Raw genomic sequence first — 19,353 nt, forward strand, 5'->3', positions numbered from 1 at the left:
AACTTTAAGGCGGTGAACCATGATTAGTCAGTTGATTATGATTATAACCTTGGTATCCATTTGGTTGTCCTTAATTTGGAGTCTAGTAACCTTGAGTTCTGGTGTTCATTTTTGGTTGAAACATAGTGATTTTAAAGTAGATGTTAGTCCTTTAAAGTATTATCCAAAGGTCACAATCGTCGTACCAGCTCATAATGAAGATGTGGTCATTGCGCAAACCGCAAGGGCTATTTTGGATATGAATTATCCTCATGATAAAGTTGAATTGCTTTTATTTGCAGATAATTGTGAAGATGATACTTATCAAGAAATGTTAAACGTAAAGGCGATGTCAGAGTACGCTACAAGAGATATTACCATTACCGATCGAAAAGGGACCGGAGGGAAAGCGGGTGTGTTAAATGATGCTTTGAAAATAGCTAAGGGCGATTATATCTGTGTTTATGACGCGGATGCTATGCCAGAGAAAAATGCTCTTTATTTTCTTGTTAAAAAAGTGTTGGAAGATCCTGAACGCCATGTGGCCTCTTTTGGTCGAAACAAGACACGAAATGCTAATCAAAATTTCTTAACACGTTGTATCAATCAAGAGATTGTCGTGACGCAACGAATTCAGCATGTTGGTATGTGGCATATGTTTAAAATTGGTCGTATTCCTGGTACAAATTTTATCATCAATACGGAATTTGTAAAAAGTATTGGTGGGTGGCGAAATGGCGCCTTGACAGAAGATACTGATATTTCTTTTAAAATTATGCAAAGTGGGAAATTGATTGCTTTGGCTTATAATTCTGAAGCTTTCCAACAAGAACCAGAGACAGTTAAAAGCTATTATATGCAGCGGAAACGTTGGGCTAAAGGAAATTATGAAGTTGTTATTTCAAATTTCAAGCATTTGTTTGACAAGAGCAATTGGCGCGTGAAATTAGAGGTAGCCTACTATTCTTGTGTCTTCTTCTGGTTTAATGCAGCGATTATTTTATCGGATATTGTCCTTTTGTCAAATGTGATTGCTATTATTGTTCATCTATTTGTCCCAAGTGTTCATATTCCTTTTACATTTGATTCAAGTAATATTTACATTGCGCAATTGATGTTGTTTAATTGGCTTTTGATGATTATGCTGTATCTCTTACAAATCAATATCTCTCTTGCTTCCCAATTTGGTCAAGCAACTTCTAAGCAGATTTGGTTAGCATTGGTATCTTATTTTACTTACTCGCAGTTATTTATTATTGTTTCAATTGATGCTGTAACTTCTGTTACATTGGACAAACTCTTCCACCGTGATGGAACCAAATGGGTTAAAACAAAGCGATTTGCAGGATAGGAGGAAACGTGAAAAGAACAAATTTAAGATATGTTTGGCTAGTTGGTATTTTATTGACATTAACTGCGATTTTTACTTATGTCAGAATAAATAGTACAGGTCATTTAAAAAGTCAGATTTCTCAACAATGGTTAAAAGGTTATGTTGTTCGACAAAAAGATCAAGCTTATGTAAAAACAACCAACAATAAGAAAAAAGATGTTGTCTTGTCTGAATCACAAGGCTATGGAATGGTGATTGCTGTTGAAGCTGCAAAACAAAGGAATGCTAGCCTGAAAGATTTTGAACGTTTGTACAATTATTATTTGGCACATCGTATAAAAAATACGCAGCTGATGTCATGGCGGCAAACGGTTAAGAATGGCATCGTTAAAGCTGAAACCAATAATGCAACTGATGGCGATCTTTATATTGCATATGCTTTGATTCAAGCAGCTAAACTATGGCCACAAAAGGCTGCCGTTTATAATGCGCAGGCCAAGGCAATTTTGAAGGATATTTTGACTTATAATTATAACAGTACAACAGGAGTGCTGACGGTTGGAAATTGGGCAACTTCAGACTCAAAATACTATCGTTTAATGCGAACATCAGATGTTCTTCCAGCTCAATTCCAAGCTTTTTACAAGTTGACAGGTAATAGGCAATGGTTAAATATCAGATCAAACATGCTATCTAAATTGGAAATGATGAGTGCTAAAACAAAAACAGGTCTACTTCCAGATTTTCTTTGGGTGGAGGCAAATACGGTTCGTGCAGTTGAGAAAAAGTCGGTCGCTTCTAAATATGACGGTGATTATTATTACAATGCTTGTCGTTTACCTTATAATTTAGCGCAAAGTCAGGATAAACAAAGTCAGAAGATTTTAGATAAAATGATGAATTTCTTTATGAAACAAGAGATTCTTTATGCAGGCTATACTTTGAAAGGAAAAGCGCTAAATAATTATCAATCTGCCAGCTTTGGTGCTCCAATTTTTTATGCGGCTAATCGAAATTCGGCATATCGCAAACTGGTTCAGCAGAACAAATATATCTTTATGCAAGATTTGTCAAAAGAAAATTATTATGAAGCAGCAATGATTACTCTTGTTGCGCTAGATGCTTTATAAAACAAACTTCCTCGAATATTAAATCCGAGGAAGTTTTAAGTTATAAAAGAAGATACTTATTCTTCTTTTTTCTTTAAATGGAGCAAGTAGCCACTGACAAGAATGAACATGCTAGCAATGATGAGATTGCTTTGGCTTTCTTTATTTCCAGTTTGAGGAAGTTGAGCTTTTTTAGCAGTGCTCATCATTTGAGGTTGAGGAGTGTAGCGTAGGGTTGTCGCTTGAGCTGCCTGAGGTTTTTGATTGATGATCTCAACAACTTCAGTAGAAGGTTTTTGTTCTTTCTCAAGATCTTTCAGTTGAGCTAATTGACTGCCAAAGATAGCATTGGATACCCAACGGTAGAAATGAATAGTATGCAGACGATTAGTTGGATTTCCAGCATAGATGAACATAGGTTGGTCTTTATAGCTGCCGGAAATCGCAACAATTTTATTAGCTAAGTTTTCATTTCCTGGCCACCAACCAGCAATGTAGTAGTCGCTACCTGCAATTGTTGCCAAAGTCTTGAAATTGGCAGGAACCTTGGCAATCCAGTTTCCAGAATTAGAATAGAAGAGGTCATTCTTATTGTAACCACTGGTTAGCGGATCTGCATCATCAATGATAGCTTTCATCAGGCCTTCGTAATCACTACCACCTTTGAAATGTTCCGCATCAAAGCCACTAAGGACACCGAGTTTTTCAAGGCGTTGCATAGCAGTGCCACCAACTATGATTGTCGGTTTCAAACCGAGAAGAGACTTGTCAAAATTATCGCTTTCTAGAACAATCACATCAGCTTCTTCAGGGGTATTGACAATATCAAATCCCAAATTCTTCAAAGCAAGAGCAGTATGAGCAGGAGTATCTACACCAGCCCAATAATATTGATGAGGCGGTGCATAAACTTTTAAAGCTTTTAAGGCTTGACCTTGAGGAACTTTATACAGTGCATCTCCATAAATTGCAAAGTTGTTCAGCAGGTTGGCAAAAGTAGGAGTATCTACGATATAGCCGTCATCTGTCAAATAAACTTTCTTACCGTCTCGGATTGCACGATTGACAGCGCGAACGGCACTTTCTGAAGTATTGGCAATGACATAATACGGTGCTTTGTGGTCAATTTCACTGGTTCGAGTAGCACGAAGAGCAGTTACTTCACCGAGTTTACCGTCAAAGAGTTTATCTTTGAAAACAGCTACAGCCTTAAAACCTCTCATATCTGGGAAATTAACCAGCAGTTCTGCATACATAGCAGCCCAAGCAGATTCGTTGGAACCCTTGTAGAGGATATGATTGGCATAACCACGTTTGGCTTGCGCCATGTCAACAACCAAATCGCCTTTCTTATAACCGCCAGTATCTTCCTTCAATTCTTGAATGACAACCCCATTTCTCTTGAAGTATTCAATCATATTAAAGGCTTGTTGAGAGTCATTGGATTTGTCAAGTTCCATTGGAATGACATAGTAATCAGGGAAGAATTTCTTTTGTCCATGTTTGATACGACCGACTACTTTACCGTCTGGTCCAACTAATTCATTTTCAGCTTTTGGATCTTCAACCTTGTTGATGCCACGGAGATAGAAGTTGAGGCGCATTTCCATGAGTTTATTAGGATCTTGGGACAGGTAAGAGATACCTCCAAGGACAGCGTGATAACCAGCTTTATAGGATTCTTGATTGCCCTCAGGGATTTCAACGGTATGTCCTAATATTCCGTGGTACATAGCATAGACACCAGTGTAGCCAGAGAAGGAGTCATCCCAGCCATCGCCCCAGTCTAGTTTAGGAATGATGTAGTGGTCATACTTGGAATTGGCAACACCAGCACGGCCCATGTGGTGGGCATTTTCCAACATATTTTTTGCCAAAAGGTCATATTCAAAGTTTGGATCGTGCGGTGGAGTAGCTGGCTCAATCAGGAAGTCCTTGACAAAGCCGTGGATGTCGTAAAGTGCAATTGGATTCCATTTGTTGATGAGTCCAGCAACAGTCCGGGTTTCTGGGTTGGCCTGATAGCTAGTATCGCGGTTTGGATCGATTCCGTTAGCTAGGGCACGGGTATTGGCAACATCTCCGTCAGGATTTTCAGTAAAGTCAAAGAGGAAAATGAATTTCTTGAGGAGTTCTTTGACACTGAGTGTGACAGTCTTAGCATTGCCATTAGCATCAGTGGTTTGGAAAGAAATTTGATCTTTGGTCGCAAAAGTATTGAAGAGTCCAGTGATGATGTCGATAGCAGGTTGTTCATCGGCGTGGGTATTGTTGATAAGGACTGGCAGTTTATAGTCCAGTGTGCCATTTTTCAGAGCTGCTAACATTTCAGCTGGTTTAGTGAGAGCGAGTCGATTGGTTGTATTGAGATAGTCGTCAATGCTCTTTTGATCGGAACTGATGATACCAAGTTTAACATCGCGTCCTTGAGCGCTTTTACCAGTCGTTTCGATTTTGACAAGACGATCCGTTTTAGCATCCTGCCGGCTCTTTTCGATAGCTGCCAGCATTTCGCCATGAGTATGGAAATCTTCGTAAGGTCGCAGAACGATGTTCTTGCGAATGGTCAGGCCTAGATCTTCACTGGTTCCGACTAATTCATGAGTACCCATAAAGTTGCGGTAGGTTCTGCGGATATTATTTGGTGTCCGCAGGCTTAAGTCTTGACCAAATAGCTCATTAAATTTAAGGGAAACTTTGAGGTCATTTCCATCAGCTTTTTCCTCTACAGTGACAAATGGGTCGCCTGAGAAGGTTCCATCAGCCATCTTCCAAGTTTTCCACTCACTAATCGGCTTGTTATCTAATTTCCAGGTAATCTTACCAGCTTGAGCTCCCTGTTCCTGCACAGTATCAGTAATTGTAGCTTTTTCAGACATATGGACTGTACTATCAGTTAATTGGACCTTCTTTTCTTCTGTTCCAGCTGCTCGTGTTTCTGTTTTTGCAGGTGTTGCAGGCGTCTCTGTTCCGGATTCGTTTGTAGTAGAAGTTGGGCTGTCTATTGAAGGAGTGTTTTCCGATTTCTGTGCTTCTTCTTGATGGGTTGTTGTGGGAAGCTGAACTCCAGTTGATGAAGAATCTGGCGTTACATTCGCTCTAGTTGCATTTGTTTCCGTACTTGCCTTTTCGGCAGGAACTACTGTTTCTGTCTTGTTAGTAATAGGCTTCTCCGTGCTATCTTGCGTATCTGCAGCAGCATTTCCTTGCGTTAAAACTGCAACAAGAACGGCAGCTGATAAGCTGAGAACATTTGTGTACAACCGTTTCTTATATGAATTTTTCATAAGAAACCTCCTTTATTATTTGAAGTATACAAAGATAGTATACCAGGAAATGTAAACGATTTCAAGGAAAAATATAGATAAAAAACAGAAATATGTATAAAACAATAGATATGTAATGAATATGAGTGGAAACAAAAAATTATGATGAATGTAACAGAAAACGTTTACAAAAAACGGCAAAAATGATATCCTTTATATAAACCGGTTTACTAACAAAAAGAGATGTACTGAATAATCCTCTCAATGATTGAAATTTATATGTATAGGAGTTGAATATGAATTCAGAAATTAGAAATCATTTTGTATCGAAAAAGTTGCTTATTTCCATTTCATCTGTGCTTTTATCTGGAATCTTATTGGTGAATGCTTCAACGATTGTTAGAGCAGATGAAGCAACAATTAATCCATCTCAGAACTCTGGAGTAACTTCACAAGCAGATACTCAGATAGAGAAAATTACAGAAGAGACAAACCAACAGAGCATGGTAAATCAAGCTATTTATAATCTTTTGAAAAATGGAGATTTTAGTCAGTTAGAAGATAAGCAAGGTTATTGGACAGGGACAAAGGCTATTGGTTGGACAGCTTGGATAGATAACAATTACAAAGACAATACTCCTTCTAGAAAGATAGAAGTGATTGATCAAGCTGTTATGCTGTCTAGTTCAGAACCTTTTCGAGCAGTTGTGCATCAGGAACTAACTGTTGATGCCAGCAAAAAATACAAACTCCGTTTTAAAATCAAAGCAGAAAATAAAACTGGTGCAGCTTATGTTCGTATCATTGAAGGAGAGGGGACTCAGAAGAATCTTTGGTATTCTGAAAAAATATCAGGAACAACCGATTGGAAAGTGTTGGAAAAAGATTATGTTCCCCTTTCAGCTGCTAAAAAAATTAAAATAGAGTTGTTTTATGATAAAGGAACGGGCTCAGTTTCTTTTAAAGATGTTGAATTAGTAGAAAATGGAAATAAGGTGGAAGAAAAACCGCAGGAAACAGAAAAGGGAATAGAAGATAAGATTGATCTTCCATTAGGGAAAAAATATGTTTTAAACAAAGTGGAATATAATTATTCAATAGAAAATAGTACAATAGCCTCTGTAAAAAATGGAATTGTTGAACCACTAAAAGAAGGTCTGACGAATATTAAAGTTGAAAAAGACGGCAAAGTCGTAAAGACAATTCCTTTAACGGTAACGAGGTCTGCTAAAGATCAATATAGTCAACTGTTGGAAGACTGGAATGATATTATTGCAGGTAATCGCTATTTCAATCCAAAAGATCCATACATGTCTACTTTTAACAAAGAATTAGAGGACAAAGTAACAGAAAACTTGAAAACAATCTCATCTAAAGAAAATCGAACTTACTTATGGGAAAAATTAGCAAACTATGAAACTTCTTCTAACTTGACAGCAACTTATCGCAAGTTAGAAGAAATGGCAAAGCAGATTACGAATCCTCACTCTAGCTATTATCAAGATGCCAACGTTATCCGTACTGTTCGAGAGGCTATGGAATGGCTTCATAAAAATGTATACAATAGCTCTAAAAATATCGTTGGAAATTGGTGGGACTACGAGATTGGTACACCAAGAGCCATTAATAATACACTGTCTTTGATGCAGGAATATTTTTCAAATGATGAAATAAAAACGTATACTGATGTTATTGAAAAATTCGTACCAGATCCAGAATATTTCCGGAAAACAACTACGCCATTTAAAGCCTTAGGTGGTAACTTAGTGGATATGGGACGTGTAAAAATCATTGCAGGCCTGTTGCGCAAAGATAAACAAGAAGTTGCTGCTACGATTCGTTCCATTGAGCAAGTTTTCACTTTGGTAAATAGTGGTGAAGGCTTCTATCCAGACGGCTCTTATATCGATCATACCAATGTTGCTTATACAGGAGCTTATGGCAATGTTTTAATTGATGGGCTTTCTCAATTGTTGCCGATTATTCAGAAAACTTCAACTCCTATAGCAACAGAAAAAATGAAGACCATGTATCATTGGATTGACAAATCATTCTTGCCTTTGATTGTTCATGGAGAGCTAATGGATTTGAGTCGCGGACGCTCTATTAGTCGTGCTAATAGTGAAGACCATGTGGCAGCAGTTGAAGTACTTCGAGGCATTCATCGAATTGCAGAAATGTCAGATGAAGCAACAAAACAAAAATTGAAATCAATTATTAAGACGATTATCCAATCCGATACGTTCTATAATGTATTTAACAATTTGAAAACATATCGTGATATTAGCCTGATGGAAAATCTGTTAAATGATGCCTCTGTAGCAACAATCTCAAGAGAGAGTTACTTATCAGCTTTTAATGCAATGGATAAATTAGCTTTGTATCATGCTGAAAAAGATTTTGGCTTCGGCTTGTCTATGTTCTCCAGCCGAACCAAAAATTATGAAGGAATGAACAAGGAAAACAGAAAAGGTTGGTATACAGGAGATGGCATGTTTTATCTTTATAATGGAGATTTGAGCCATTATAGTAATCATTATTGGGCGACTGTTAATCCGTATAAATTGCCAGGAACGACCGAAACGTCTGCTCCTAGAGAAGATGATTCTGGTCAAGGCGTGCTGCCATCTGGTTTTGTAGGGACAAACAAGCTAGATGAAAAAAATGCGACAGCAGCTATGGATTTTACAAATTGGAACAAAACATTGACAGCACATAAGAGTTGGTTTATGTTAAATGGTAACATAGCTTTTCTTGGAAGTGCCATTCAAAACCGTTCAAATGATACAGTCTCAACCACCATTGAGCAAAGAAAAGAAAACCCAGAAAGTCCTTACAAAGTATATGTTAATGATAAAGAAGAAGGTTTAGCGGACAAAGAAAATCCGTATAATGCGACGAAGAGTGTCTTTCTAGAGTCAAACGACAAAAATAAAAATATCGGTTATTTCTTCTTTAAAAAGACAGACATTACAATGATGAAGAGGATTCAAGAAGGGACTTGGAAAGATATCAATGCTTCTCAATCCGATGCGAAAGTGCAGAATACCTTTATTACCATTAGTCAGACTCATAAGGGAGATGGTGATAGCTATAGTTATATGATGATTCCCAATGTAGATCGTACCACCTTTAATCAAATGGTGAAAGATTTGGAAGGCGATCTCCTTAAAAATAATGATAAATTGCAAGCTGTTTATGATGCTCAACAACAAGTTTGGGGCATTGTGAAATATGATGATTCTGTTTCGACTATTTCAGACCGATTCCAAGTAAGGAAACGAGGGTTGTACACTATTAGAAAAGAAGACAATGAATACAAAGTTTCGTACTATAATCCAGAAACAAAAAGCTCTGCTAGCAAAGACGAGGTCTTTAAAGAATTAGCAATAGCAAAACCAACTGATGAAAATTCATCAAAAAATAAGGGAAAGAAAATGAAAGAAAGTGAGACTGAGACAGCACTTCCTAAAGGAAAAAAGAAAACTCTTCCTCAAACGGGAGAAGGAGCCACTATTTTACCCCTTTTGGGCATATTATTGGTGGGAAGTGGTTACGTTGTTCTTCGGCTGAAATAAATCTCCAAAAGCTGAAAATCAATTGATTTGATTTTCGGCTTTTTGTTTTTACTTCATTCATAGTCATGATAATAAAAAAATAAAATTTTTACATAGAATTATATGATCGTTACTCGTTTTAAATTCAGGGAACTATATAGCACTTTATCCTAATCACAACATATAGTATCTTAAAATAAGATTTTTGTAAATTTGACAATCATACTTTGTGGTTGTGTGAACAGGTATATCATTTCCTAAATTTATTTATTATATGGTATAATAAATAAGGATGATCTCTAAAAAATGATAAATATAATCTATTGACAGGAGGATAAAATGTTTAAAATAAAAAGAAGAACAAATAAGATTATCAGAGGTGCACTATTTCTGCTAGCTCTCCTTTTTAGTTTTCACATAACGGTGAAGCAAGTAATTCATGCTAAGACGATTCCAAACGTCATCACTTCAATGAAGGTGACGGATAGTGACGGAAATCCTCTCCAAGGTGACCTTAAAAAATGGCAGGATTTTAAGGTTAGTGCAACTTTCTCGTTACCAAATAATACGGTAGCAGCTGGTGATACGACTACAATTGATTTCCCTAAACAGCTTGTTTATAACTCGCCTAATAAAAGTTTCAATATTGTAAGCAGTCAGGGAGATATTGTTGCAGTAGCAAATATTGATGCAACAAATAAAAAAATTGTTCTTACTTATACGGATTATGTTGAAAAACATTCGGATATTAAAGGGACATTTGATTTTCATGTTCGTTTTGATCATCGCGAGCATAAAGTCAACGGAAAAGTTGATTTAGAATTTAAAATTGATGGTAAGATAACGAATGCAGGGAAACCTGGTTTTGTTGGTGCAGGTGAAGCAGAAAAATTTGCAATTGTAAAGGGCGGATGGCCTTTGACCAATGATCCAGAGAGATTGGGCTATGATGTAGCGATAAACCGAACACAAGAAACCTTTAAAAATGCTGTTATTGAAGATGAGTTTGTGGGGAATGGTGTTATTGAAGCCGATTCTGTCAAGATTATCAAGGGAGTATGGCTTTATAATTCGACAACTTCCGAATGGGAATTGCAGCAAGCAGAAGATGTGACAGCTAAATTGAAGGCTAATATTATAGTAAATAAGCGAAAAGCTACTGTCAAAATTGGTGACATTGCTTCAAATGAGGGCTACTATATCAATTATAAAGTGAAATTGAATGGTGAGCCGAAGATTGGAGATGCTTTTATAAATAAGGTCAAATTAACAGCTGACAATACTGTAGATAGAACTACAGAAGTTGAGACACGATATGTAAAAGCCAATGGGAAGGCTGATGGACAAAACTTCACGATTAAGGTTAAAAAAGTTGATGCTAACGGTCAGCCTCTTTCAAATGCTGAGTTTCAAGTGATTCGCAATCGTACGAAAGAAGTGATTGGGACTATTACAACGGATGCCAATGGTATGGGAGAATTGTCACATCTTTTGAAAGATGAATACACCTTGAAAGAGAGAAAGGCACCAGATGGTTATAAAAAAAGGGATGAAAAGTTCAAGATTTCCCCTTCTGATTTTGGAACAGAACAAACTGTTTTGAGAACGATTGTCAATCAAAAAGTAGGGAACAAGAAGATAAAAATCAGCAAGCTAAATCCAAATGGTAAAATGATTTCAGGTGCCAAACTTCATGTTTACAAAGGAGAAGGAACACAGGGAGAGGTCGTTGCTTCTTGGACATCAGAGTTAGGAAAAACACATGAATTAAGTTTAGATCCTGGAATTTATACTTTTCATGAGGAAACGGCTCCTAATGGCTACAAAGCTGTCAGTGACATTGTTTTTGAGGTAACAACAGCTGGACAAGTGAATATCCTTAAAGCTAAGAATAATACGGCAACTGTCAAAAATGATAGATTAAATATTACAGATCAGTTTGATGAGGCAAGAACGAATATCTCGGTTGTGAAACATTGGGATGACAAAGATAATCAAGCTGGAAAACGTCCAAATCATATTACAGTGAATTTGCTGGCTGACGGGAAAAAGATAGAATCTCAAACGATTAAACCAAATGAAAACGGTAAATGGCGTGCAGAATTTACCAATAAACCAAAATATAAAAATGGAAAAGAAATTCATTATACCATCACTGAAGAGGTTGTTGCTTCTTATCGTGCAGAGATTAGTGGTGATGCAGCATCAGGTTTTGTATTGAAGAATTTATATGATCCATCTCAACCGCCAGCACCAAAACAAAAGATTTTACCAAGGACAGGAACGACAGTTATGGGTGCCTTGATTGTTGTAGGGTTGGTAGTTCTTAACGGGAGTATCTACTTAGCAAAACGAAAAAATAGGTAGGGTTATCTGGTTTGACAAATCGTCCTCTATAGGTGTTTTGATAGTGTAAGATAGTTAAAACAGGCTAGGATTTTCCTAGCCTGTTTAGCTTGTATTTTTCAATAATAGATTTCTTGTTTTTCTTTTTTTTAATAGAAAAGGACTAGATTTTTTACTTCAGTGCGGTATATTGTTTAGCAATTGTTGTAATCGCTTCGTAATTACCTTGGCTGGCAAGTTTGTTAAATTCTCCACCAATACCAATGGCATCCGCACCGGCAGAAAACCAATCTGAAACATTATCCAAATTGACGCCACCTGTCACCATGATAGCTACTTGAGGAATCGGTGCTTTAACGGCAGAGATATATTTTGGACTTAGAGCACTTCCTGGAAAGAGTTTGATGATTTCACTGCCAGCTTCCAGTGCTGTGGTGATTTCTGTTAAGGTCATACAACCCGGAATATAGGGAATGCCATAGAGATTACAGATTCTTGCAGTTTCAGAGTTGAAAGAAGGAGAAACAATATAATGAGCACCTGCTAGCATTGCATCTCTTGCGGTTACAGCATCCAGTACAGTTCCAGCTCCGATACAAACACTGGCATCATCTTGATATAGGTGGTTTAGCTCTTTTATAATTTCGCTAGCGTATTGATTGGTATAAGCAACTTCAATAGCTTTGATACCACCTTTGATACAGGCGATAGATGCTTTGAGTCCTTCTTCTTTTGTCTTTCCACGAACAACAACGACAATTTTTTGTGTTTTTAATTCAATAATGATATCTGATTTAGTCATGCTATTCTCCTAACGAATAATATCTTTGGTGGTTGTTAGCAATTTTTCAATGGCTGTAGCAGATTTGCTCATACTGTCGCCAGCAAGAGTACACTTCATGGTCGCACTCGCAACAGCAAAGTCAAGTGTATCTTTTAAAGAAGCTTGCATGAGTAATTGATAGAGTGCGCCAGAAACAAAAGCATCTCCGCTTCCAACACGTTGATAGACAGCAGTTTTTAGCTGGACAGATTGCTCAAATGTATCACTGAGCGCATAAGCCTGATAGACATTTTTATCTTGTGCATCAGTGGAGCGGAACGTATGAAAAATGGCTTTAAAAGAATAGATTTCTTTTAAATGACGCATGCGATTTTCAATCTCCGCCAAACTTGCTGTTTCTCTTGGAAACATGTCAAGATCTGTTTCATCTGCCATAATTGGATCGATTCCAAAGCAATAGTCGGCATAGCGAGCGAATTTTGAAAATTCATATTTGGCTTCTAATACAGAAATCATTTTAGTGCGCAAGTTGAGATCCATAGAAATGGTGATGTTCCTTTGCTTTGCTTCTTTCAAAAGACATAGTAGCACTTCGCGGACTTGCTCATCAATGGCAACTGTGATGCCACTGAAATGAAAATGGCTGATTCCTTTAAACAAGCAGTCCATATCCAGCATTTCAGGACGAATCTGACTGATACTAGTATGCTTGCGGTCGTAAAAAACTTCACTTTGGCGGCAACCAAATCCATTTTCCAGATAATAAACCCCAAGTCGGTCACCAAGTCGGAAAATAGTGCTAGTGTCGATGTCATGCTGTTTCAAAAACGTTAGGAATCGATTACCAATTTCATTATCTGGCAATCCTGTAAAAAGTTTTGTGCAAATTCCTAAGGCCTGTAAATTACAGGCGATATTGACTTCCGATCCGCCAAAATAAGTTGTGCTGACCACTTGGTCACCAAGAGAAGCAATGTCTACAGGCGTAATTCGAATCAGTGGCTCACCAAATAGCAATAATTTCGTCATGTGTCAATTCCTTTCGGGTTGCAAAATGGATTTATGCATCAAGAAGTCCTTTTAAGTAAGCTGCGATTTCGTTATCTTGGCAGTTCGCAAAGAAGTATTCTTGGAAATGTTCTCCTGCAATTGTTTCTCTCAAGAAATCTTGGTCGATGTTTTTTAGAACGCTTAGCAGGTCGTTATGGGTAATCTTTTTAACCTCGTTTAAAATACGAGCATTTCGTTGTTCAGGAATTGCTCTTTCCTTTGGATAGCCACCGCCAACTTCTTCAGCAAAAAGTCGTTCAAATATCAATTTTAGATTTAATTCTGCACCCCAGCCAAAGCCTTTTGCATAAGGGATTGAAAGAGCATTGCCACCATTTATTTGAGAGAAGAGGTAGGCGTCTGTTGGTTCGACAGCCAAGCCACAGACCACACCAGGAAAACTATTTAAAGCAACCATCGCTCCTTCACCAGTACCGCAACCGGTGATGACAAAGTCAGCAGCTTTTGTATTTAAGAGAATGGCTGCTAGTAAACCATTTTGAACATAAGTTAATTGGCTTTCGCCTTCTTTTCCATACATACCGTAGTTGTACAGTTCATATCCTTTTTTGTCAGTTGTTTCTTTTAAGGCATCATAAATAATGTGGTTTTTAGCAGCTTGACTATTTTCGTTAATTAAAGCAATTTTCATTTTTATTTCTTCTTTCTATTCTGGTTGTTTTCCGATATAAGCTAGGATACCGCCGTCAACGTAGAGAATATGTCCATTGACAAAGTCGCTAGCATCACTAGCGAGAAAAACAGCTGGTCCCATGAGGTCTTCTGGATTTCCCCAGCGTGCCGCAGGTGTTTTAGCGATGATAAATTGGTCAAATGGATGGCGTGAGCCATCTTCTTGTAATTCGCGTAATGGTGCTGTTTGAGGAGTGGCGATATAGCCAGGACCAATACCATTACACTGAATATTAGCACTGCCGTATTCTGAAGCGATGTTACGCGTTAGCATTTTGAGTCCACCTTTAGCAGCGGCGTAAGCACTAACTGTTTCGCGACCGAGCTCGCTCATCATGGAGCAAATGTTGATGATTTTTCCGTGTCCTTTTTTAATCATCGAAGGAATGACGGCTTTGGAAACAATAAACGGTGCGTTTAAGTCAATATCAATCACCTTGCGAAAATCAGCCGCACTCATTTCGCACATAGGAACTCTGCGAATGATGCCGGCATTATTGACCAAAATATCAATAATGCCGACTTCTCGCTCAACTTGCTCAACCATTGCTTGGATGCCAGCTTCGTCAGTAACATCGCAAACATATCCATGTGCTGAGATTCCTGCTTCATGATAAGCAGTTAAACCTCGGTCAACTAATTCTTGGTTGATGTCATTAAAAACAATAGTGGCTCCTGCTTCAGCGTAGGCTTTGGCAATGGCAAAACCTATTCCGTAGGAAGCTCCAGTGATAAGGGCGATTTTTCCCTTTAGAGAAAATTGTTCTATGGAGAAAATTTTTTCTGTCATATTTTATTTCCTTTCAGTTTAATAAGATTTCATTCTAACAAGATTATATTCTAGTAAACCGGTTTTGTCAACGATAAAAAATGTTTTTTTGATATTTAGTAGTGGAACCTTTGTAAAAATCTGCTTTTCGGATTTTTGAAGATAATCTACTAAATATTAAAAAGAAATATAGATTTCAAAAGAGATGTAAGCGCTAATATTTTTTTAAAAAAAGTATTGACAAGTAAAAAACAATAGGCTACAATGGAAAATGTAAGTAAACCGGTAAACTTAAAAGAGAGGAGAATGTATGAAAATCATAGTTATAGGACACGGAAATTTCGCTACAGGGATTCATAGTTCTTTGAAATTGATTGCGGGCGAGCAAGAGAAAGTAGATGCTATTGATTTTGTGGAAGGCATGTCCGCAAACGAACTAAAAGAAAAAATTCTAGCTGCTATTACAAGCGACGAAGAGGTCTTAGTCTTGTGTGATTTATTAGGTGGAACGCCGTTTAAGGTGGCATCCACGATAATGGGAAATAGACCAGATTTGCAAATGAATGTTTTGTCAGGCTTGAATTTAGCTATGTTGCTGGAAACCGTTTTTGCGAGAATGACACTTTCATTTGATGAAGTTGCTAAAAAAGCAGTTGCAGCAGCACATGGCGGTGTTGTCAATGGAAGAGAGTTGTTTTCAGATGATTCAGAAGTAATAGAAGAAGATTTTGAGTCAGGAATTTAAAAAGGTAAAAGGAATGATTAAAAAAGTTACGATTGAAGAAATTAACGCTCCTGAACGATTTGTAGAAGTTCCGCTTTTGACAAAAAATGAAGTAGAACAGGCAATTGAGAAAGTCATTCGGCAGTTAGAGATTAATCTTGATTATTTTAAGGAAGACTTCCCGACTCCCGCAACCTTTGATAATGTTTATCCAATTATGGATAATACAGAATGGACCAATGGTTTTTGGACGGGAGAACTGTGTCTGGCTTATGAATACAGTCATGATGAAAAATTTAAAGAAATAGCTCATAAAAATGTCTTGTCTTTCTTGGAACGGGTCAATAAAAGAGTAGAACTAGATCACCATGACTTAGGCTTTCTTTATACTCCATCGTGCATGAGTGAATATAAGTTGGATGGTGACCAAAATGCTAAAGAGGCTGCCTTAAAAGCAGCAGATAAGCTGATTGAACGCTATCAAGAAAAAGGAGGCTTTATTCAGGCTTGGGGTGAGTTAGGTAAGAAAGAACATTATCGTTTGATTATCGATTGTTTGCTCAATATTCAGTTGCTATTCTTTGCGTATCAAGAAACAGGTGAGCAAAAATATTATGAGATTGCAGAAAAACATTTTTATGCCTCTGTCAATAATGTCATTCGTGATGATGCCTCATCTTTTCACACATTTTACTTCGATCCTGAAACAGGTCACCCTCTAAAAGGTGTAACAAGACAAGGTTATAGCGATGATTCTTGCTGGGCAAGAGGACAATCTTGGGGTGTGTATGGTATTCCATTGACTTATCGCCATTTGAAAGATGAATCTTGTTTTGATTTATTCAAAGGTGTAACGAATTATTTCTTGAATCGCCTGCCAAAAGATCATGTTTCCTATTGGGATTTAATCTTTAGTGATGGTAGTGAACAGTCTCGTGATTCTTCTGCGACAGCTATTGCGGTCTGTGGGATTCATGAAATGCTGAAATACTTGCCGGAAGTAGATGAAGATAAAGACATTTACAAACATGCGATGCACGCTATGCTTCGCTCTCTGATAGAAGATTATGCTAGTGATCAGTACAAGCCTGGAGGAACGACGCTTCTTCATGGAGTGTACTCATGGCATTCTGGCAAAGGAGTAGATGAAGGCAATATATGGGGCGATTATTATTACCTGGAAGCTCTAATACGTTTCTATAAAGATTGGAATTTATATTGGTAGGAGGAGAGAGATGACAACACCAAATATTATTATGACCCGTGTGGATGAACGATTGATTCATGGTCAAGGACAGTTATGGGTGAAATACCTAGGCTGCAATACAGTTATCGTGGCAAATGACGAAGTGAGTACTGATAAGATTCAACAAACATTGATGAAGACGGTCGTACCAGATTCTATTGCCATGCGCTTCTTCTCGTTGCAAAAAGTTATTGATATTATTCACAAAGCAAATCCTGCTCAAACGATATTTATTGTTTTGAAAGATATGAAAGATGCACTAACTTTGGTAAAAGGTGGTGTTCCAATTAAGGAAATCAATATTGGAAATATTCACAATGCAGAAGGAAAAGAACAGGTTACACGTTCTATTTTCCTTGGAGAAGAGGATAAGGCAGCGATTAAGGAACTGAGTCAGTCTTATCAGGTAACTTTTAATACAAAAACAACTCCAAGCGGTAACGATGGAGCTGTAGAAGTAAATATATTGGATTATATTTAGAAAAAGGAGATTCATGATGTCAATTAATTTATTTCAAGCAATTTTAATTGGTTTATGGACAGCGTTCTGTTTTAGTGGAATGCTGTTAGGGATTTATACGAACAGATGTATTGTTTTGTCATTTGGCGTAGGGATTATTTTAGGAGACCTGCCAACTGCTTTAACAATGGGAGCGATTGGTGAATTGGCTTATATGGGATTTGGTGTTGGTGCTGGAGGAACGGTTCCGCCAAATCCAATCGGACCTGGTATTTTTGGAACCTTGATGGCGATTACAAGTGCAGGAAAAGTTACGCCAGAAGCAGCACTTGCTCTATCTACTCCAATTGCCGTTGCAATTCAATTTGTACAAACTTTTGCATATACGGTACGTGCAGGTGCGCCAGAAACAGCTATGAAGCATTTGAAAAATCGTGATATGAAGAAATTCAAAATTACGTTGAATGCGACGATTTGGTTGTTTGCTGTGATTGGCTTTGCTTTGGGATGCTTGGGTGCTCTGTCAATGGATACTTTGCTGAAATTAGTAGGCTACATTCCGCCAGTATTACTTTCTGGTTTAACGGTTGCTGGTAAAATGCTTCCGGCTATTGGGTTTGCAATGATCTTATCTGTCATGGCTAAGAAAGAATTGATTCCGTTTGTATTACTAGGTTATGTTTGTGCGGCCTATCTAAAAATTCCGACAATCGGTATTGCTATTGTAGGTACAATCTTTGCTTTAATTGAATTTTACAACAAACCAAAAACAGCAGATCATGTGGTAGAGGAGGAAGCACACGATGACTGGATCTAAATTAAACAAGAATGATTATCTCAAAACATCTTTGCGGGCATTCTTTTTACAAAATGGCTTTAACTACAGCAATTATCAAGGGTTAGGGTATGCAAATGTTATGTATCCTGCTTTGAAAAAACACTATGGTGATAATCAAGAAGGTCTCTACAAAGCATTAGAAGAAAATTGTGAATTTTACAATACGAATCCTCACTTTCTACCCTTTATTACGAGTTTACACTTAGTCATGTTAGAAAATGATCGTCCCACAGAAGAAACACGTAACATTAAAATGGCATTGATGGGACCTTTGGCCGGGATTGGAGATTCACTTTCACAATTCTGCTTGGCACCACTCTTCTCCACAATCGCAGCTTCTTTTGCGAAAGATGGTTTGATTATTGGTCCAATCTTGTTTTTCTTGGCTATGAATACCATTTTGACAGGGATTAAATTATCTACTGGTTTGTATGGCTATAAGTTGGGAACAACTGTCATTGACAAACTGAGTGAGCAAATGGCGACTATTTCGCGGATTGCTAATATCATTGGCGTGACGGTTATTGCAGGTCTAGCAGCTACTTCTGTTAAGATGACAGTGCCTATTACATTTGCCGCTGGAAAAGTAAAAGCAGGTACAAATCAAAGTATCGTGAGCATTCAAGGTATGCTTGATAAAGTAGCACCAGCGCTTCTGCCAGCTCTCTTTACTCTTTTGGTTTACTATTTGATCAAAGAAAAGAAATGGACAACCTACAAACTAGTTATTCTGACAGTTATCATTGGTATTATTGGCAGCTGGCTTAAGATTTTAGCATAATGAATACGACTTTACTTTATGGAATATTGATTGTTTTGGCAGGAACTCCGATTATACTGTCAAGCATCAGTCATTTCCGTCAGCAAAAAATGCTTCAAGAACAGATGGAGCAACGAAAAACTTATCTAGCTTCTTTAAAAGCTGGTGATGAAGTTCTATTACTGTCTGGAATTCATGGTAAAATTATTTCCATTCAAGATGAGTTGGTGACCTTGCAAATTGCTAAGAATGTAACGATTTATGTGGAAAAAGAAAGCATAATGGGAAAGACAAAGGAACAAGGACAGAAGTTTCCAACCTCTGATTAATGGTAAGGTGTAGCATTATATGGTATTTGAATTGATAATCTAGTAACACGAATGCTGCTTGCTTTATTTATGATGGATTGGAGATAAAAATCTCTAACCTCAAAGCGTAC

15 protein-coding genes are annotated in these 19,353 nt (G+C 37.5%); 10 read left to right on the forward strand and 5 right to left on the reverse strand.

The window, feature by feature from the left end; genetic code table 11:
* Positions 1 to 19: 19 nt before the first annotated feature.
* Together HMPREF2963_RS03610 and HMPREF2963_RS03615 are read left to right on the forward strand one after the other, a co-directional pair.
* Positions 20 to 1,330, forward strand: a complete 1,311-nt coding sequence (locus tag HMPREF2963_RS03610) for a glycosyltransferase family 2 protein (RefSeq protein ID WP_037598007.1) — start codon at positions 20 to 22, stop codon at positions 1,328 to 1,330.
* An 8-nt stretch (positions 1,331 to 1,338) separates the two neighbouring features.
* The gene (locus HMPREF2963_RS03615; protein ID WP_003070614.1) at positions 1,339 to 2,442 is read left to right on the forward strand and encodes a family 8 glycosyl hydrolase; all 1,104 of its coding nucleotides are present in this window, start codon (positions 1,339 to 1,341) and stop codon (positions 2,440 to 2,442) included.
* 56 nt (positions 2,443 to 2,498) lie between these two features.
* Here HMPREF2963_RS03615 and HMPREF2963_RS03620 read toward each other — a convergent pair whose 3' ends face one another.
* Positions 2,499 to 5,708 carry an LPXTG-anchored zinc carboxypeptidase gene (locus HMPREF2963_RS03620; RefSeq protein ID WP_070668764.1) on the reverse strand — a complete coding sequence of 1,070 codons (3,210 nt, stop codon included), beginning with the start codon at positions 5,706 to 5,708 and terminating at the stop codon, positions 2,499 to 2,501.
* 275 nt (positions 5,709 to 5,983) lie between these two features.
* On the opposite strand from HMPREF2963_RS03620, the gene HMPREF2963_RS03625 reads away from it, so the two are divergent.
* Both HMPREF2963_RS03625 and HMPREF2963_RS03630 read left to right on the forward strand, forming a co-directional pair.
* Complete coding sequence (locus HMPREF2963_RS03625) at positions 5,984 to 9,265, forward strand: polysaccharide lyase family 8 super-sandwich domain-containing protein (RefSeq protein ID WP_070668766.1); 3,282 nt, start codon at positions 5,984 to 5,986, stop codon at positions 9,263 to 9,265.
* 318 nt (positions 9,266 to 9,583) lie between these two features.
* The gene (locus HMPREF2963_RS03630; RefSeq protein WP_070668770.1) at positions 9,584 to 11,611 is read left to right on the forward strand and encodes a SpaA isopeptide-forming pilin-related protein; all 2,028 of its coding nucleotides are present in this window, start codon (positions 9,584 to 9,586) and stop codon (positions 11,609 to 11,611) included.
* A 151-nt stretch (positions 11,612 to 11,762) separates the two neighbouring features.
* Here HMPREF2963_RS03630 and HMPREF2963_RS03635 read toward each other — a convergent pair whose 3' ends face one another.
* From HMPREF2963_RS03635 to HMPREF2963_RS03650, 4 genes are read right to left on the reverse strand one after another with little or no spacing between them, the layout of a single operon-like run.
* Entirely contained in the window at positions 11,763 to 12,392 is a 630-nt protein-coding gene (locus HMPREF2963_RS03635) for a bifunctional 4-hydroxy-2-oxoglutarate aldolase/2-dehydro-3-deoxy-phosphogluconate aldolase (protein ID WP_006268263.1), read from the reverse strand.
* Positions 12,393 to 12,401: 9 nt separating this feature from the next.
* Positions 12,402 to 13,403, reverse strand: a complete 1,002-nt coding sequence (locus HMPREF2963_RS03640; protein WP_070668773.1) for a sugar kinase — start codon at positions 13,401 to 13,403, stop codon at positions 12,402 to 12,404.
* Positions 13,404 to 13,434: 31 nt separating this feature from the next.
* Positions 13,435 to 14,076 (reverse strand): RpiB/LacA/LacB family sugar-phosphate isomerase, encoded by a 642-nt coding sequence (locus HMPREF2963_RS03645; protein ID WP_009569354.1) that lies wholly within the window; start codon positions 14,074 to 14,076, stop codon positions 13,435 to 13,437.
* A gap of 15 nt (positions 14,077 to 14,091) precedes the next feature.
* Positions 14,092 to 14,907 carry a gluconate 5-dehydrogenase gene (locus HMPREF2963_RS03650; protein ID WP_003035431.1) on the reverse strand — a complete coding sequence of 272 codons (816 nt, stop codon included), beginning with the start codon at positions 14,905 to 14,907 and terminating at the stop codon, positions 14,092 to 14,094.
* 289 nt (positions 14,908 to 15,196) lie between these two features.
* Between HMPREF2963_RS03650 and HMPREF2963_RS03655 the strand changes: the two genes are divergently transcribed.
* Genes HMPREF2963_RS03655 through yajC form a run of 6 tightly spaced genes read left to right on the forward strand, consistent with a single transcriptional unit; the run spans position 15,197 to position 19,243 of the window.
* On the forward strand, positions 15,197 to 15,631 hold the full coding sequence (locus HMPREF2963_RS03655; protein ID WP_003035587.1) for a PTS sugar transporter subunit IIA: 435 nt from the start codon (positions 15,197 to 15,199) through the stop codon (positions 15,629 to 15,631).
* Positions 15,632 to 15,644: 13 nt separating this feature from the next.
* Positions 15,645 to 16,835: a glycoside hydrolase family 88 protein gene (locus HMPREF2963_RS03660; protein ID WP_025271639.1), complete on the forward strand. Its 1,191-nt coding sequence runs from the start codon at positions 15,645 to 15,647 to the stop codon at positions 16,833 to 16,835.
* A 10-nt stretch (positions 16,836 to 16,845) separates the two neighbouring features.
* Positions 16,846 to 17,337: a PTS sugar transporter subunit IIB gene (locus HMPREF2963_RS03665; protein WP_003035570.1), complete on the forward strand. Its 492-nt coding sequence runs from the start codon at positions 16,846 to 16,848 to the stop codon at positions 17,335 to 17,337.
* A 16-nt stretch (positions 17,338 to 17,353) separates the two neighbouring features.
* Positions 17,354 to 18,133 (forward strand): PTS mannose/fructose/sorbose/N-acetylgalactosamine transporter subunit IIC, encoded by a 780-nt coding sequence (locus HMPREF2963_RS03670; RefSeq protein ID WP_003070605.1) that lies wholly within the window; start codon positions 17,354 to 17,356, stop codon positions 18,131 to 18,133.
* Positions 18,120 to 18,935: a PTS system mannose/fructose/sorbose family transporter subunit IID gene (locus tag HMPREF2963_RS03675; RefSeq protein WP_003035586.1), complete on the forward strand. Its 816-nt coding sequence runs from the start codon at positions 18,120 to 18,122 to the stop codon at positions 18,933 to 18,935. Before HMPREF2963_RS03670 ends, HMPREF2963_RS03675 begins: the two co-directional genes overlap by 14 nt.
* Positions 18,935 to 19,243 (forward strand): preprotein translocase subunit YajC, encoded by a 309-nt coding sequence (gene yajC, locus HMPREF2963_RS03680; RefSeq protein ID WP_006270279.1) that lies wholly within the window; start codon positions 18,935 to 18,937, stop codon positions 19,241 to 19,243. Before HMPREF2963_RS03675 ends, yajC begins: the two co-directional genes overlap by 1 nt.
* Positions 19,244 to 19,353 lie beyond the last annotated feature (110 nt).

This window comes from Streptococcus sp. HMSC067A03 (assembly GCF_001814295.1).
GTDB classification, from domain to species: Bacteria; Bacillota; Bacilli; order Lactobacillales; family Streptococcaceae; genus Streptococcus; species Streptococcus constellatus.